This is a genomic window from Arthrobacter terricola, assembly GCF_004354015.1.
Lineage (GTDB): Bacteria > Actinomycetota > Actinomycetes > Actinomycetales > Micrococcaceae > Arthrobacter > Arthrobacter terricola.
Genome location: NZ_SMRU01000002.1, coordinates 166,647 through 182,214 on the forward strand (window position 1 = coordinate 166,647; position 15,568 = coordinate 182,214).

At 63.6% G+C, this 15,568-nt stretch carries 9 protein-coding genes and 1 tRNA gene; 2 read left to right on the forward strand and 8 right to left on the reverse strand.

What is annotated here, in order from left to right:
* Window positions 1-129: 129 nt before the first annotated feature.
* On the forward strand, window positions 130-312 hold the full coding sequence (locus E1809_RS27280; RefSeq protein WP_268908657.1) for a lipopolysaccharide assembly protein LapA domain-containing protein: 183 nt from the start codon (window positions 130-132) through the stop codon (window positions 310-312).
* A 1,495-nt stretch (window positions 313-1,807) separates the two neighbouring features.
* On the opposite strand, the gene E1809_RS02475 is transcribed toward E1809_RS27280, so the two are convergent.
* Both E1809_RS02475 and E1809_RS02480 read right to left on the reverse strand, forming a co-directional pair.
* Window positions 1,808-2,134 carry a hypothetical protein gene (locus tag E1809_RS02475; RefSeq protein ID WP_133202641.1) on the reverse strand — a complete coding sequence of 109 codons (327 nt, stop codon included), beginning with the start codon at window positions 2,132-2,134 and terminating at the stop codon, window positions 1,808-1,810.
* A gap of 946 nt (window positions 2,135-3,080) precedes the next feature.
* Window positions 3,081-3,162: transfer RNA gene (locus E1809_RS02480), tRNA-Leu, on the reverse strand.
* Window positions 3,163-3,357: 195 nt separating this feature from the next.
* Between E1809_RS02480 and E1809_RS02485 the strand changes: the two genes are divergently transcribed.
* Window positions 3,358-3,963, forward strand: a complete 606-nt coding sequence (locus E1809_RS02485) for an ANTAR domain-containing response regulator (RefSeq protein WP_133202642.1) — start codon at window positions 3,358-3,360, stop codon at window positions 3,961-3,963.
* A 173-nt stretch (window positions 3,964-4,136) separates the two neighbouring features.
* Here the strand turns inward: E1809_RS02485 and pyk are convergent, their stop codons facing one another.
* The 6 genes from pyk to trpB all read right to left on the reverse strand — a co-directional run bounded on the left by pyk (window position 4,137) and on the right by trpB (window position 15,465).
* Window positions 4,137-5,639: a pyruvate kinase gene (gene pyk / locus E1809_RS02490; RefSeq protein WP_133202643.1), complete on the reverse strand. Its 1,503-nt coding sequence runs from the start codon at window positions 5,637-5,639 to the stop codon at window positions 4,137-4,139.
* Window positions 5,640-5,696: 57 nt separating this feature from the next.
* Window positions 5,697-7,154, reverse strand: coding sequence for a glutamate synthase subunit beta (locus E1809_RS02495; RefSeq protein WP_133202644.1), 1,458 nt, complete (start codon window positions 7,152-7,154; stop codon window positions 5,697-5,699).
* Window positions 7,147-11,760 carry a glutamate synthase large subunit gene (gene gltB, locus E1809_RS02500; protein WP_133202645.1) on the reverse strand — a complete coding sequence of 1,538 codons (4,614 nt, stop codon included), beginning with the start codon at window positions 11,758-11,760 and terminating at the stop codon, window positions 7,147-7,149. Before gltB ends, E1809_RS02495 begins: the two co-directional genes overlap by 8 nt.
* Before the next feature lie 261 nt (window positions 11,761-12,021).
* Window positions 12,022-13,209, reverse strand: coding sequence for a prolipoprotein diacylglyceryl transferase (gene lgt / locus E1809_RS02505; RefSeq protein WP_133202646.1), 1,188 nt, complete (start codon window positions 13,207-13,209; stop codon window positions 12,022-12,024).
* A gap of 19 nt (window positions 13,210-13,228) precedes the next feature.
* Window positions 13,229-14,053 (reverse strand): tryptophan synthase subunit alpha, encoded by an 825-nt coding sequence (trpA, locus tag E1809_RS02510; RefSeq protein ID WP_133202647.1) that lies wholly within the window; start codon window positions 14,051-14,053, stop codon window positions 13,229-13,231.
* A complete protein-coding gene (gene trpB, locus E1809_RS02515; protein WP_133202648.1) occupies window positions 14,053-15,465 on the reverse strand; it encodes a tryptophan synthase subunit beta in 1,413 nt (470 codons plus the stop codon). The genes trpA and trpB overlap by 1 nt, the downstream gene beginning before the upstream one ends.
* Window positions 15,466-15,568 lie beyond the last annotated feature (103 nt).

Sequence of the window (15,568 nt, forward strand, 5' to 3'; positions counted from 1 at the left end):
GGCCCACGCCCAGCCGAGGCCCCGCCCCGGGCTGCCGCTGCACCAAAGCCCCGAACAACCCGCGCCGGCGTCATTTGGGCTGCCGTCATCGTTGCCCTGCTCGCGCTGATACTGCTGATCATCTTCATCCTGCAGAACCAGCAACCAGTCAACGTTCTGTTCCTCGGGCTGGCAGGCTCAGTCTCCCTGGGCATGGCGCTGTTCATCGCCGCCGTGGCCGGAGGCATCCTCGTGGCCGCGGCCGGCGCGGCAAGGATCATCCAACTGCGATCCAACGCCCGCAAAATACGAAGAACCCACAACAAGACCTAACCAGGGTGCCGCACGGCCGGGAAGAGAGTCGCCATGGGCTCGAGGACCCTGCCCACACAGTTCTGGAGGAACCGTAGATCGTTTGAAGTCATTTCCGGGCACGGTGGGCCGGAGCAGCGGCGGCAACCGCCCAGGTCAGAAGGCCAGCCGGGCATCGTCGCGGTTGACTGTTTTGCTGGAGGAAACATTCGAGCGGCCTTGCCTTAGGCCTGAAAGAAGTGATAGCCGTCCGCTTCGGTCACGAGGGCGCGGAGAGCAACTGCATCTTCGTCGACAGGCCAGCTCTTTGTCCCTAAGAGAGGCCAACCCCGCTGCGAAGGGCCAACGAGGAGCGCGGTGGCCCGTTCGTCATTACGGTTGAATTCATCGGACCACGGCAGCCTTGTTGGGGACTGTCTGCGCACCGTGGCCCCGCACTTCCTGTGCAGATTCCCGAGGGAGATACGCATGCAGACAGAGTCTGACGTAACAATGAGGCCCGCCCGGTCGGTGGCCGTGGAGGCAACCAGTACCCGTCCGGCCGCTCGGGGACGTGCGGTGGCCGTCGCCCCGGGACCAGCTCATCCAGCAAATCATTGCCGACACCGACACCGGCACGGACCCGCGCCGTGATCCCAATGGCCTTGACGTATCGTTGCACGTCAAGGCAGTGCCCCACCGGCGAAGCCATCACGGTCCTCTGGCGAGGTTGAGTCGACGCCGAGGCGAACGAAAAAAGAAGACGGTATCGAACACCAGCTGCAACGCTCCCAAGGTGAACGAATCGAGACCGGATGGCTGGCGTCCTCCCTCCGCCGACCCGGCCGGCACACGGCCAACAAGCGGCCTGTCGCCCACAAGGTCCTGTCCGGCTCCAGCAGCCCCTTACGCTTAGAGACGGAGATTCTCCTGCCCATGCCCACCAGTTCACGCCTTCGGCACCGCACTCCGCATCGCGCGGCTGCGCCCGGGAAAGAACGGAAAGAGCAGGACGTTCCCGGGCCTGCACATTACCGGACCAGTGGCAACGGACTAGAGCCCCAGCAGCAACCCCTGGGACGCCCCACATACAACCTGCCATAGGACCGACCCGGCCCCCAGGTCACTGGCGTGGCCGGCGTTAGCGCGCCTTCGGCATGTTCGCACAGCCTCCGCGAGGCCCGGCAAGAAACGCGCCAATGCCCGGTGTCACCCTTGTTCCGGGCATTGGCGCAGCTACCGCCGAGAGCAGTTTTCAAAGAAACGACCCTCAAATAGACCTTATGCCACGACGCATGCCGCCGCTTGAGGGTTGGCTACCTGTTTTCAACCGGACGAACCGTTCGATACCTGCGTCGCCCCCTGCTCGCTGCGGGCACCGAATAGACCACCTGCCCCGCGGGCGCGAAGTGGCGGGGTGGGGTGGGTATCTCCCCTGCCCGGGCATAGGTCGTCGGAGCCTCCTATGCTGGTGGAAGGTCCGCCTTCACCGGCACAGGCCAAGACTCCGGTGCGCGGCTATGCCGGGCATGGGAGGTCAAGCCGCCCGCGCCGCAGTCCCCGTCGCGGCGAAATCATCCCCGGCCGTGAGGATGCTGAGTCTGCAGTTCGACTGGAATGGATCAATGTGCGCTGGCAGGTGATGCGACAGGGAACAGGCGCGCAACTGATCCAGAGCGTCAGGTTCGACGCTGGCGTGGACCATATCGATTTCCACAGCCAACCCCGACATCAGCGCGTTGGCGCGTTTGACGATGACATAAAGAGCATCGATGCTCTGAGCCGTCACGCGGCCCTGTGCCCTTATCTGAGCGTGGGCGCAATCAAGATCCACCCGGACAAGGACGTTGAGCTTGTCTGTCATGATGCTCCTACCTTCGTGAGCGGCCGCGACGCTGCGACCGCCCACGCCAGCCTAGGCATGAAATGTGACGAACGCAACAACTCCGCGCACCGACGCCCCGGTCCCACGTCGCCGAACGAACAGAACGGGCCTTGGAAGATCACCGCGGCGCGCAGACCACCCTGACGGGCTGCGGCTTTCTGGAGGACCAGACCGCACAGATCACGTCATGCCCCATCCTTCCCGAACGACCATAAAGGACCGGAAGGTGCTTGGCTGTTTGTCGTTCTGATGCTCCATGGTCGCTGGGCGGGTCCTCCGCGCAACCAGGGCGCCAAGCGCCGGGACCGATCCAAAACTTCGTTCGGCGCTCCTTCGTCGCTTATTTCCTCGCGAACTTTTGGATCGGTCCCGGTTCCCCAAGTTGCACTCCGGCCCCTCGGCCCAGCCGTGCTCCCACTATCAGAACCCCGCCCGAATACGACAGACACGCGCAGTGTATAAGCGGGCAGTCAATTCAGACGGCACCTTGAACAACAAGGCGGCTAAACGGTGACGCCCCAACGGACATTGCCTTGCAAGCATCGGCCAGCAGGGTGGAGGCCATGTGCGACTCTCGGGGTCACGCTACCGCCCAGCTGGCGGCCGCCCCACGCGGGGTCTGAAGACATTTGGACACGGGCCGGGGCCGTATCGAATTGCATTCGTCACTGGCTCACAGCCCGGGCTTCAGCTGCCCAACCCGCGTCTTGACCAAAAATCCAGGCCACCAAAACCCTCACAAGTCATGTAGCCCCTTGTCGAGCCCACCATGAACAAGCAAGAACACAGAACCCTCGCCCATCCCAAGGAAAGGAAGTGCCCGGGCCCACAACCGGCCACGACCAAAAGGGCCCCCGAAGGGGCCCATAAAAGAAGACTTGTGCACAGCCAGAGGGCCAAAGGCCCCCTGACCTGCGGAAACACGTGCCCAAGGTGGGACTCGAACCCACACACCTTTCGATACCGCATTTTGAGTGCGGCGCGTCTGCCAATTCCGCCACTCGGGCGCAGAAACACTTGAACAAAGCTAACCTACGTCGGGCTCTTTGAAGAACTCGCCGCTCCTTGTCGCAGTGCGCGAGACTACTCTACATGGAGTTCGACTAATTTCAGAAACGGCCCGGCGGGGCAACAAATCATATGCAACGTTCGGGTACAACTAAGATGGTTTTGAACCCGCCGTACGTCTTGAAGGAGATCCCGTGTCAGAACAGACGGAGTCCAAGCCAGCAGCCCAGCCGGCCCGCCGCGTAGTTGTCGCAGAGGATGAGACGCTCATCCGCCTGGACATCATCGAGATCTTGAAGGGCGAAGGTTTTGACGTCGTCGGAGAAGCCGACAATGGAGAGAAGGCAGTCCAGCTTGCAGAGGAACTGAAGCCGGACCTGCTCCTCATGGATGTGAAGATGCCTGTTATGGATGGCATCACTGCAGCGGAGAAGATCGTCAAGGCCCGGATTGCTCCGGTTGTCCTGCTGACGGCCTTCAGCCAGAAGGAACTCGTGGAACGTGCACGCGACGCTGGCGCCATGGCTTACGTCGTCAAGCCGTTCACGCCGGCCGACCTCATCCCGGCCATCGAGATCGCGCTGTCCCGCCACGAGGAAATCAAAGCCCTTGAAAACGAGGTTTCGGACCTCCAGGAGCAGTTTGCCACCCGCAAGCTTGTGGAGCGCGCCAAGAGCCTCCTGACCACCAAGATGGGCCTTACGGAGCCGGAAGCGTTCCGCTGGATCCAGAAGACCTCCATGGACCGTCGACTCAGCATGCGCGAGGTTGCGGAGACCATCATCAACCAGGTCAACTAGCACCCGCTGCGCCAAAGGCGTCCGCTTCCACGGGAAGCGGGCGCCTTCTTGCTGCCTACGGCCATGACCTGGGCCTACGGCCACGACCTGCGGCCAGCCGTCTACAAAGCAAAACAACAAAGAAGGCCCCGCCAAAACGGCGGAGCCTTCCATGCATGGTCTCAGGAAAGAGATCAGGACTTGACCTTGATCTTCTTCTTCTTTTCCGGCCACGGGCCAAGCTTTTCCCTGCGGGATGCGGTTTCTTCCACGCGGGAGGTATCCGCGAGGTCGCCAACCCTGTGCACCTTGAGGGAGTTGGTGGAGCCGGCCTGTCCGGGAGGGGAACCGGCCGCGATGACCACGAGGTCGCCGTTGTCCACGATCTTCATTTCGAGGAGGCTGCGGTCAACCTGGGCCGTCATGGCGTCGGTGTGGCCGACCATCGGGACGAGGACGGGCTGGATGCCCCAAGTGAGGGCAAGCTGGTTCCACACGTGCTCAAGTGGCGTGAAAGCGAACACCGGCTTGACGGGACGCAGGCGCGACAAGCGACGGGCCGAGTCACCGGACTGGGTGAAGGTACAGATGTACTTCGCGTCCAGCTGGTCCGCGATTTCGACGGCGGCACGCGTGATCGCGCCACCGCGGGTCCGGGGCTTGGTCCCCAGCGGAGGGACGCGCTCAAGGCCGTGCTCTTCCGTGGATTCGATGATCCGGGCCATGGTCTTGACCGTCTCGATCGGGAACTTTCCAACACTGGTCTCGCCGGACAGCATCACTGCGTCGGCGCCGTCGAGCACGGCGTTGGCGCAGTCGGATGCCTCTGCACGGGTCGGGCGCGGGTTGTCGATCATGGACTCGAGGACCTGGGTGGCAACGATGACCGGCTTGGCCCAGCGGCGGGCCAGTTCGATGGCGCGCTTCTGGACGATCGGAACCTCTTCGAGCGGAAGTTCCACGCCAAGGTCGCCACGGGCAACCATGATGGCGTCGAAGGCATCGATGATTTCGTGGAGCTGGTCCACGGCCTGCGGCTTTTCGATCTTAGCGATGACCGGGACGCGGCGACCTTCCTCGTCCATGATCTCGTGCACACGCGTGATATCCGCAGCGTCACGGACGAAGGACAGCGCAACCAGGTCCACCCCGCGCTTGAGGGCCCAGCGGAGGTCGTCCTCGTCCTTTTCGCTCAATGCGGGAACGTTGACTGCGACGCCGGGCAGGTTGATGCCCTTGTTGTTCGAGACGAAACCGCCCACCGTCACGGTGGCGACCACCTTGACGTCGTCCACCTCGATGGCGCGCAGGGCGACCTTGCCGTCGTCGATCAGCAGGCTGTCGCCGATGTTGACGTCTTCCGTCAAGCTCTTGAGTGTGGTGGAGCAGATGTCCTTCGTGCCCGGAACGTCCTCGGTGGTGATCGTGAAGGTATCGCCGACGGACAGCTCGTGCGGACCATCCACGAAGCGGCCCAAGCGGATCTTGGGGCCCTGGAGGTCGGCCATGATGGCAACGGGCTTGTGAAGCTGGGCGGAAGCCTTACGGACGTTCTCGTACGTGTTGTCGTGGACCGAGTAGTCGCCGTGGCTCATGTTCATGCGGGCGACGTCGACGCCGGCTTCCAGCACCGCGAGGGTGTTGTCAAAACTGGAGATAGCCGGTCCGAACGTTGCCACGATTTTTGCGCGTCTCATATACCTACCCTAGTAGTGTGCTGCTGTTGGAGTGGGGAAAGCGTAGTGCGCCGGTCCTTAGAGGACCGCGATTGCCCGGTCGGTGGGAGCCACCGGCGCGGGCAGGATGGTGCTGCCCATGAGGTACTTATCGACGGCCGCGGCACATGCGCGGCCTTCGGCAATCGCCCACACAATCAGGGACTGGCCACGTCCGGCATCGCCGGCCACGAACACACCCTCGGTGTTGGTCATGTAGTAGCCGTCGCGGGCCACGTTGCCACGGCCATCGAATTCGGCATTGACCTGCTCGGTTATGCCCGAAGGCTCCGCACCGGTAAACCCGAGTGACAGGAACACGAGGTCGGCCGCGATGATGCGCTCCGTGCCGGCCTTCGGCAGTCGCTTGCCGTCCACGAACTCCGTCTCGGCAACCTTGACGCCGGTCAATTTGCCGTCTTCGCCGACGAACTCCACGGTCGAAGCAAGGTAGGTCCGTTCGCCGCCTTCTTCGTGGGCGCTGGCCACTTCGAACAGCGTCGGGAACGTGGGCCAAGGCTGGTGGGAGGCACGCTCAAGCGGCGGCTGCTTGCCGATCGCGAGGGTGGTCACCGATGCCGCGCCGTGGCGGTGGGCGGTTCCCAGGCAGTCGGCTCCGGTGTCGCCACCGCCGAGGATCACAACGTGCTTGCCCCTCGCGTCGATCTGGCCCTCCACCGTTTCGCCCGCAACCACGCGGTTGGCCGGCACCAGATAGTCCATCGCGAAGTGGATGCCGTCGAGGTCACGGCCAGGAATGGGGAGGTCGCGCGGCACGGTTGCGCCGGTGGCGATCACCACGGAATCGTAGCGGCGGCGCAGCTGTTCCCAGGTGACATCGGTTCCGACGGCGACACCCGTACGGAACCTGGTGCCCTCGGCCTTCATCTGATCGACGCGGCGGTCGACCTGTTCCTTCTCCATCTTGAAGTCGGGGATGCCGTAGCGCAGCAATCCACCGATCTTGTCGTCGCGCTCGTACACGGCAACCGTGTGGCCGACGCGCGTCAGCTGCTGGGCAGCTGCCAGCCCCGCGGGGCCCGAGCCGACGACGGCGACCGTCTTGCCTGACAGGCGCGTCGGCGGAAGCGGCTGGACCCAGCCGTTCTCGAAAGCGTCGTCAATGATCGAAACCTCAACCTGCTTGATGGTCACGGCAGGCTGGTTGATGCCAAGGACGCAGGACGCTTCACAGGGTGCCGGGCAAAGGCGCCCCGTGAACTCCGGGAAGTTGTTCGTGGCATGAAGGCGTTCAATCGCTTCTTCGCCCTTGCCGCGCCACATGAGGTCGTTCCACTCAGGAATGAGGTTACCCAACGGGCAGCCTTGGTGGCAGAACGGGACGCCGCAGTCCATGCAGCGCCCGGCCTGGCTCTTGAGCACGCCCTTGTCCTGCGCTTCGTAGACTTCCTTCCAGTCCATGATGCGGACGGGAACGGGACGGCGTGGCTGCGTCTCGCGCTGCCGGACTTTCAGAAATCCGCGTGGATCAGCCACCGGTTACCTCCAGGATTCGAGACCATACTTCTTCGCCGTCGGGGTCAAGGCCCTCTTCGATGGCGTCGAGACGGGTTTGCAGGACTGCGGCGTAATCGCGCGGCAGGACTTTGGTGATGCGGGCAGCCGTGTCATCGAAGTTCTCCAGCAAGCGGCCCGCGAGGACCGATTCGGTTTCTTCGACGTGCTTGACGAGCAGGCCGTGGACGATGTCGCGGTCTTCGGCGTCGAGCTCCAGCAACTGCAGGTCACCGGAATCCAGTGCCTCCTTGTTGACCCGGGCGGGCTGGAGGTCCAGCACGTACGCTGTACCACCGGACATTCCGGCGCCGAAGTTACGGCCGGTACGGCCGATGATCAGCGTCTGGCCACCGGTCATGTACTCGCAACCGTGGTCACCAATGCCTTCGACGACGGCCGTCGCACCTGAGTTACGTACCAGGAATCGTTCGCCGACCTGGCCGCGCAGGAACATCTCGCCGCTCGTCGCGCCGTATCCGATCACGTTGCCGGCGATGACATTGCGCTCCGCCTGGAAAACATTGCTGCGGTCCGGACGCACGATGATCCGTCCGCCGGAAAGGCCCTTGCCGACATAGTCGTTGGAGTCGCCGAACATGCGCAGCGTGATGCCGGCCGGAAGGAATGCACCGAGCGACTGCCCTGCGGTTCCCTTCAGCGTGATGTCGATCGTGTCCGTCGCGAGCACATCCACACCGAACGTCTTGGTGACGACGTGTCCGAGCATTGTTCCCACGGAACGGTCCGTGTTGATGACGTCAACGGAGATCTTAACCGGCGTGCGGTCGCTCAGTGCCTCGGCGGCCATGCCGATGAGGCGCTGGTCGAAGTGCTTGTCGAGCTCGTGGTTCTGGCCAGTGAGGTTGCGCAGCGGAACGTCGTCGTCGAACTCGAGGCCGTGCAGGATCGGATCGAGGTCCAGTCCTTCGGCCTTCCAGTGGTCGATCGCACCGCGGGTATCCAGCGCTTCGGCGTGGCCGATCGCCTCTTCGAGGCTGCGGAAACCGAGCTCGGCAAGGAGTTCGCGTACTTCCTCCGCGAGGAACTCGAAGAAGTTGACCACGAACTCAGGCTTGCCGTTGAAGCGCGCACGCAGTTCGGGGTTCTGGGTGGCGACGCCGACAGGGCAGGTGTCGAGGTGGCAGACGCGCATCATGATGCAGCCGGAAACAACGAGGGGCGCGGTCGCGAAACCGTACTCCTCGGCGCCCAGCAGCGCGGCGATAACGACGTCGCGGCCGGTCTTGAGCTGGCCGTCAACCTGGACCACGACGCGGTCGCGGAGCCCGTTCAGCATGAGGGTCTGCTGGGTCTCGGCGAGGCCGAGCTCCCACGGGACACCAGCGTGCTTGAGCGAGTTCAGCGGCGAGGCGCCGGTTCCGCCGTCGTGACCCGAAACGAGTACGACGTCGGCCTTCGCCTTCGTGACGCCGGACGCCACCGTGCCGATCCCGACTTCCGATACGAGCTTGACGTGAACCCGTGCAGAGGGGTTGGCCCGCTTGGCATCGTAGATGAGCTGGGCGAGGTCCTCGATCGAGTAGATGTCGTGGTGCGGGGGCGGCGAAATCAGCCCGACGCCCGGGGTGGAGTGGCGGGTCCGGGCTACCCAGGGGTAGACCTTCTGTGCCATGAGCTGGCCGCCTTCGCCGGGCTTGGCGCCCTGGGCCATCTTGATCTGGATGTCCTCGGCGTTGGTCAGGTACAAGCTGGTCACGCCGAAACGACCGGAAGCGATCTGCTTGATGGCGGAGCGGCGCTCAGGGTCCAGCAAGCGGTCAACGTCCTCGCCGCCTTCACCGGTGTTGGACTTTGCGCCCAGTCGGTTCATGGCGATGGCGAGGGTCTCGTGGGCTTCCTTGGAGATGGAGCCGTAGCTCATTGCGCCGGTGGAGAAGCGCTTGACGATGCTCGAAACCGGTTCGACTTCTTCAAGCGGCACGGCCGGGCGAATGCCGCCCTTGAACTTGAGGAGGCCGCGAAGGGTCATCAGGTTCTCGGACTGGTCGTCGATGCCCTTGGTGTAGGACTTGAAGATGTCGTAACGGCGTTCCCGCGTGGCATGCTGCAGGCGGAAGACCGTCTCCGGGTTGAACAGGTGCGGCTCGCCGTCGCGGCGCCACTGGTATTCACCGCCGCCGAGCAACGGACGGTGCGGCTGCTCGATGCCGCCGTCCGGGTAGGCCATCTGGTGACGCGCCGAAACTTCGGCCGCGATGACATCGAGGCCGACGCCGCCCAGCTGGGAATGGGTGCCGGAGAAGAATTCGTCCACCAATTCCTGGGACAGGCCGAGTGCTTCGAACGTCTGGGCGCCCGTGTAGGAAGCCACAGTGGAGATGCCCATCTTGGACATAATCTTCAGGACGCCCTTGCCGAGGCCCTTGATCAGGTTATAGACGCCGTCTTCCGGAGTCACTCCGACAACTTCGCCGGTGCTGATCAACTGCTCGACCGACTCCATGGCCAGGTACGGGTTCACGGCGGCGGCGCCGAACCCGATCAACACTGCCACGTGGTGCGTTTCGCGCACGTCGCCGGCCTCGACCACGAGTGCGGTCTTGGTGCGGTTGGCGCTGCGCAGCAAATGGTGGTGTACGGCGCTCACCAGCAGGAGCGACGGGATGGGTGCCCACTGTGCGTTGGAGTCGCGGTCGGACAGCACAATGTACTGGACGCCACGGTTGATTGCACCCGAAACCTGCTCGCAGATTTCCGTGAGCCGGCTGCGGAGGGCCGACTCGCCGCCTTCGGGGCGGTACAGGCCACGGACCTTCATGGCCACCTTGTCGCCGTCGGCGTTCTCGATGTTTGCGATCTTCGCGAGCTGATCGTTGTTGATCACGGGGAACGGCAGCGAAACCTGCGGCTGGCGGACTCGTCCGACGTCGAGCAGGTTGCCGTTCGGCCCGATCGCGCACGTCAGCGACGTCACGAGCTCTTCCCGGATAGCGTCCAGAGGCGGGTTGGTAACTTGCGCGAACGACTGGACGAAGTAATCGAACAGCAAGCGCGGACGCTTGGACAGCACCGCCACCGGGGTGTCGGAACCCATGGCGCCAAGCGGTTCTGCACCGGTCCGGGCCATCGGGCCGAGGAGGATCTTGAGCTCTTCCGTGGTGTAGCCGAAAGTCCGCTGGCGGATGTTGACGGACGCCGCAGTGTGGAGCACGTGCTCGCGCTCCGGGAGATCCTTGAGGTCAATCAGGTTGTCCTTGAGCCACTCGGCCCAAGGGTTGGCTGCGGCAACTTCGGCCTTGACCTCCGCGTCGTCAATGATGCGGCCGGCTTCGGTGTCCACGAGGAACATCTTGCCGGGAGAGACGCGGCCCTTCTTGACCACCTTGGCGGGTTCGACGTCGATCACGCCCACCTCGGAAGCGAAGACGATCAGGCCGTCCTCGGTGATCCAGTATCGGCCAGGGCGCAGGCCATTGCGGTCTAGAGTCGCGCCGACCAGGCTGCCGTCGGTGAAGGACACAGCGGCAGGGCCGTCCCACGGTTCCATAAGCAGCGAGTGGTACTCGTAGAAGGCACGGCGCGCCGGATCCATCGTGGCGTGGTTTTCCCAGGCCTCGGGGATCATCATCATGATCGAGTGGGTGATGGGACGGCCGGAAAGCCAGAGCAACTCGGCGACTTCATCGAAGGACGCAGAGTCGGAGGCTCCCGGGGTACAAATCGGGTACAGCTCTTCCGGCGAGTCACCCAGCAGGGGGCTCGCGAGCTGGGACTGGCGGGCGCGCATCCAGTTGCGGTTGCCCTTGACGGTGTTGATTTCACCGTTGTGGGCGATGGTGCGGAAAGGCTGGGCGAGCGGCCACGAAGGGAAGGTATTCGTAGAGAAGCGCGAGTGGACGATGGCCAGCTTGGTCTTGAAGCGCTTGTCCGAAAGATCCGGGTAGAACGGCTCCAGCTGCGCGGTTGTCAGCATGCCCTTGTATACGATCGTGCGTGACGACAGTGACGGGAAGTAGACACCGAACTTGTTCTGGGCACGCTTGCGGATGCGCCAAGCGCGGGAATCCAACTCGTTGCGCTCGAGCGTTTCACCAGTAGAGGAAGCAAAGAAGGGCTGGGCGAAGTACGGCATGCAGGCGCGCGCCATGGCACCGACGAGGTCGGCAACCACGGGAACCTCGCGCCAGCCGAGGACGGTCAGGCCCTCGTCAGCGGCAAGGGCTTCAATACCGGCCTTGGCAGTTTCTGCTTCGCGGGTCTCGGCAGGCAGGAACGCCGTACCCACGGCGTACTGTCCGGGGGCAGGCAGCTCAAACTCGGTGACAGCCCGGAAAAACTCGTCCGGAACCTGCATGAGGAGGCCTGCACCGTCGCCGGTGCCTTCGTCAGCACCCACGGCTCCACGGTGTTCAAGGTTGCGCAGCGCGATCAGCGCCGCTTCCACGATGTCGTAGCCCGGCTCGCCACGCAGCGTGGCAATGATCGCGAGTCCGCATGCGTCCTTTTCCTGCTCAGGGTTGTAGAGGCCCTGGCCTTCCGGGAGCGCGGCGAAGCGCTTGAATGGGGAGATAACGCCCTGCGGTTCGTCTGTGGCGGACCAACTTGGGCTATGAAGACGGGTCATTGAAGACGTCCTTCCTCGAGATAGTGCGAATGGAAGGGACAACGCTGGCCCCACCTTGCGTGCCGTGTGACGGGCACAACAAAGCGCTAATTACTTGAAATTGTAGGCCAGCAGGCAAGACCCAACGAACAGTTACGTATGCCTTTGGCCCAGGCTTGACCACGGAGCCTCTGTGTGCTGCCGGGGAACTGCCAAGGATGCCACGACGCTGTGGCCGGGGGCCCTGGGCGGTAACCCGGTGCCCCTGTGCCGTAGCGCTGGCTACTTGGTGGTACCAGCTTCCGGCCCGGATCCGGGGGCACTGCCTGCGGTGGTGCCGGCAGATTGGGGGTCGGTGCCCGACGTATCGCCGGAATCTGACTCCTCAGTCTTTTCGGTCCTTTCAGCAGAATGGCCCAGATCGCTTTGGTTATTGGGGAGATTACCATGTGCACCACTACTCGAGACAGGCAGGTCCGTATCATGGCCTGTTTCGTCGGTCACAATTGTGCTGTTTCTCTCATCGTCTTCCTGGCTCGAGGGTGCCGCTTCGATCGCGGCGTCCGCTGGTTCCCGACCCGGCAGGTAGGCCGAATCCGGTAGCGGCCGGCCCCGCAGGGTCAGGGCGATGAAAATGATGAGCGCGCCGACGAAGACGATGATGCTCGTCCACACGTTGAGGCGCGCCGTGACGCCGAAAAAGGTGATCTGTTCAGCGTCGTCGATACGGAGTGCTTCAATCCAGACACGTCCAAGCGTGTAGTAGATCGCGTAGAGCCAGAAGAGCCGGCTCCGACGGAAGTGGAAACGGCGGTCGAGAACCAGGAGGATAACGACGCCGATGATGTCCCACAGCGATTCATACAAGAAGGTCGGGTGGAACAAGGTGTCGCTCGGCATGCCGGCCGGAAAATTAGGGCTTGAAGGGTCGATCTTGAGGCCCCAAGGCAGTGTGGTAGGTCCACCGAAGAGTTCCTGGTTGAACCAGTTGCCCCAGCGTCCGATCGCTTGGGCAAGCAGCAATCCCGGCGCAGCGGCGTCCAGGAATGCAGTGAGCTTCACGCCCGAGCGGCGGCAGCCGAACCAGGCACCCACGACGCCCAGGACCACGGCGCCCCAAATACCGAGGCCGCCACGCCAGATCTGCGGAATCAGGGAGAGGTCACCGGTGCCGTTGAAGCCCGGACCGAAGTAGGCGTCCGGAGACGAAAACACGTGGTAGAGGCGGCCGCCCACAATGCCGAAAGGAATCGCCCAGATGGCAATGTCCCACAAGCTTCCCTCAGGAGTGCCCCGGCGCTTCCAGCGCACGGCGGTCAACCAGAGCCCCAAAACAATCCCGAGCAGGATGCACAACGCATAGGCGTGGATGCGCAGGCTCCCCCACGGCAGCGGAATATCGAATCCCGACCATGAGGGGCTCGGAATGCTCATGGGAGCAAGTGCCGCGGCGTGGAGGAGGCTCTGCATGGTCTACGCTTTTCCTTTTCTAGGCTTGCGTCGTGTTCTGAGCTGCCGCCCGGCCGAGGCCGGCGCTGAGGTTCTTGGTGAGTTGCGCGACGGCGCCAACCCCGCCATCGCGGATCGCCGCCACCAACGCGGTCCCCACGATCACGCCATCCGCATAGGCGGCAATCTCACGGACATGGTTCGCGTTGGACACCCCAAGTCCGACGCAAACCCGCTCGGCGCCTGCCGCATGAGTGTCTGCCACGACCTTCTCGGCGCTGCTGCTGACGGATGCCCGGGTACCGGTGACGCCCATGATGGAAACGGCATAAACGAATCCGCGGCTCGCCTTCACCGTCATGGCAAGGCGTTCCGGAGTGGACGACGGGGCAACGAGGAAGACGCGGTCCAATCCGTATTTGTCCGAAGCCGCAAACCACTCGGCGGCTTCATCCGGGATGAGGTCGGGGGTGATAAGTCCGGCTCCCCCGGCTTCGGCCAGCCTCCGGGAAAACTCGTCGACACCCATGCGCATCACCGGGTTCCAGTAAGTCATGACAAGCACGGCGGCGTCGGTGGCGGCGGTGATGCCTGCCACGACATCGAAGACGCTCGCCACGCGGAAACCGTTGGCGATGGCCTCGGTGGTCGCGGCCTGGATGACTGAACCATCCATGACCGGATCCGAATACGGGATGCCGATTTCAATGAGGTCCGCACCGTTCCGGGCCATCGCGATGCCAGCGTCAATGCTGGACTGGACATCGGGGTATCCGGCCGGCAAGTAGCCGATCAGGGCAGCGCGACCCTCCGCTTTGGCACGGTCGATGGCGGCCGCGGACTTGCTTGTGATCTGCTCAGTCATCAGTTCTGGTCCTTGCCTGCCGCTTCGGCTTCCGCCGGGATTGCTTCGTCGCTGGTGGCGCTTGCCTCACCCGTTGCGCGCTCTGTCGGCCCCTTGGGTTTGCGGGTGGAAAGGGTAGTCCCCTTGACGTTTCCGTCCTCGTCGAGCATGTCGAACCAGGCCGCCGCTGTCTCCACGTCCTTGTCGCCGCGACCGGAGAGGTTGACGATGATGGTCGTGTCACCCGGGTTCTCCTTGCCCTCGGTGAGGCGGTGGCCCACCTTGATGGCTCCGGCGAGTGCGTGCGAGGACTCGATGGCCGGAATGATGCCTTCCGTCCGGCAAAGCAGGCGGAAGGCGTCCATGGCCTCGGTATCCGTGATGGGCTCATAGGTGACTCGACCTATGTCCGCCAGGTACGAGTGCTCCGGACCGACGCTCGGGTAGTCGAGACCCGCGGAAATCGAATGCGATTCAATGGTTTGGCCGTCTTCGTCCTGCATGAGGTACGAGCGGGCACCATGGAGGACGCCGGGGCGACCGAGCGTAATGGCTGCGGCGTGGCGACCGGTTTCGACGCCTTCACCGCCGGCTTCGAAGCCGTAGATCTTCACCGAGGCGTCGTCCAGGAAGCTGTGGAAGAGCCCGATTGCGTTGGAACCACCGCCGATGCAGGCGCACACGGCGTCGGGGAGCTTTCCGGTCTGCTCAAGGATCTGGACGCGCGCTTCATCGCCGATGACCTCGTGGAAGAAGCGGACCATGGCCGGGAACGGATGTGCCCCGGCGGCCGTGCCAAGAAGGTAGTGGGTGGTGTCCACGTTGGAAACCCAGTCCCGAAGGGCGTCATTGATGGCGTCCTTCAGAGTCTGCGAACCGTTGGTGACGGGAACGACAGTGGCGCCGAGGAGCTGCATCCGGGCTACGTTGAGGGCCTGGCGACGGCAGTCCTCAGCACCCATGTAGACAACACATTCCAGCCCCAGCAAAGCTGCCGCGGTTGCGCTGGCCACGCCATGTTGTCCGGCGCCGGTTTCCGCGATGACTCGGGTCTTGCCCATCCTTTTAGCGAGGAGCGCCTGGCCGAGCACGTTGTTGATCTTGTGGGATCCCGTGTGGTTCAGGTCCTCCCGCTTGAGGAAGATGCGCGCGCCGCCGGCGTGTTCGGAGAAGCGCTTCGCTTCCGTGAGCAGCGACGGGCGGCCGGAGTAGTTCTTGTTGAGGTCCTTCAACTGGGCGAGGAACTCGGGATCGGCTTTTGCCTTCTCGAAGGTGTCCTGCACTTCATCGAGGGCTGCAATGAGGGACTCGGGCATCCAGCGTCCACCGTACGAGCCGAAGTACGGCCCAGTCGCGTTGCGCAGCGAGCCTCCGCCGTGCAGGAATGCGTCGGCCGCATTCTCTTCCGAGTTCGCTGTTGGCGCGTCCACCATCAGTTTCACCGTCCTGTTCAGTTGATAGTTGAGTTTTCCAGGAGCCGCAGGGCAGCAGCGGGCCGCATTGTAGATCGTCGGCCCGGCCTCGCTGCAATCATCT

Bases quoted from the DNA above. Each gene is read 5' to 3' on its own strand.
- E1809_RS02475 (WP_133202641.1), bottom strand. From the start codon at position 2,134: ATGACAGACAAGCTCAACGTCCTTGTCCGGGTGGATCTTGATTGCGCC.
- trpA (WP_133202647.1), bottom strand. From the start codon at position 14,053: ATGACTGAGCAGATCACAAGCAAGTCCGCGGCCGCCATCGACCGTGCC.
- gltB (WP_133202645.1), bottom strand. From the start codon at position 11,760: ATGACCCGTCTTCATAGCCCAAGTTGGTCCGCCACAGACGAACCGCAG.
- lgt (WP_133202646.1), bottom strand. From the start codon at position 13,209: ATGCAGAGCCTCCTCCACGCCGCGGCACTTGCTCCCATGAGCATTCCG.
- pyk (WP_133202643.1), bottom strand. From the start codon at position 5,639: ATGAGACGCGCAAAAATCGTGGCAACGTTCGGACCGGCTATCTCCAGT.
- trpB (WP_133202648.1), bottom strand. From the start codon at position 15,465: ATGGTGGACGCGCCAACAGCGAACTCGGAAGAGAATGCGGCCGACGCA.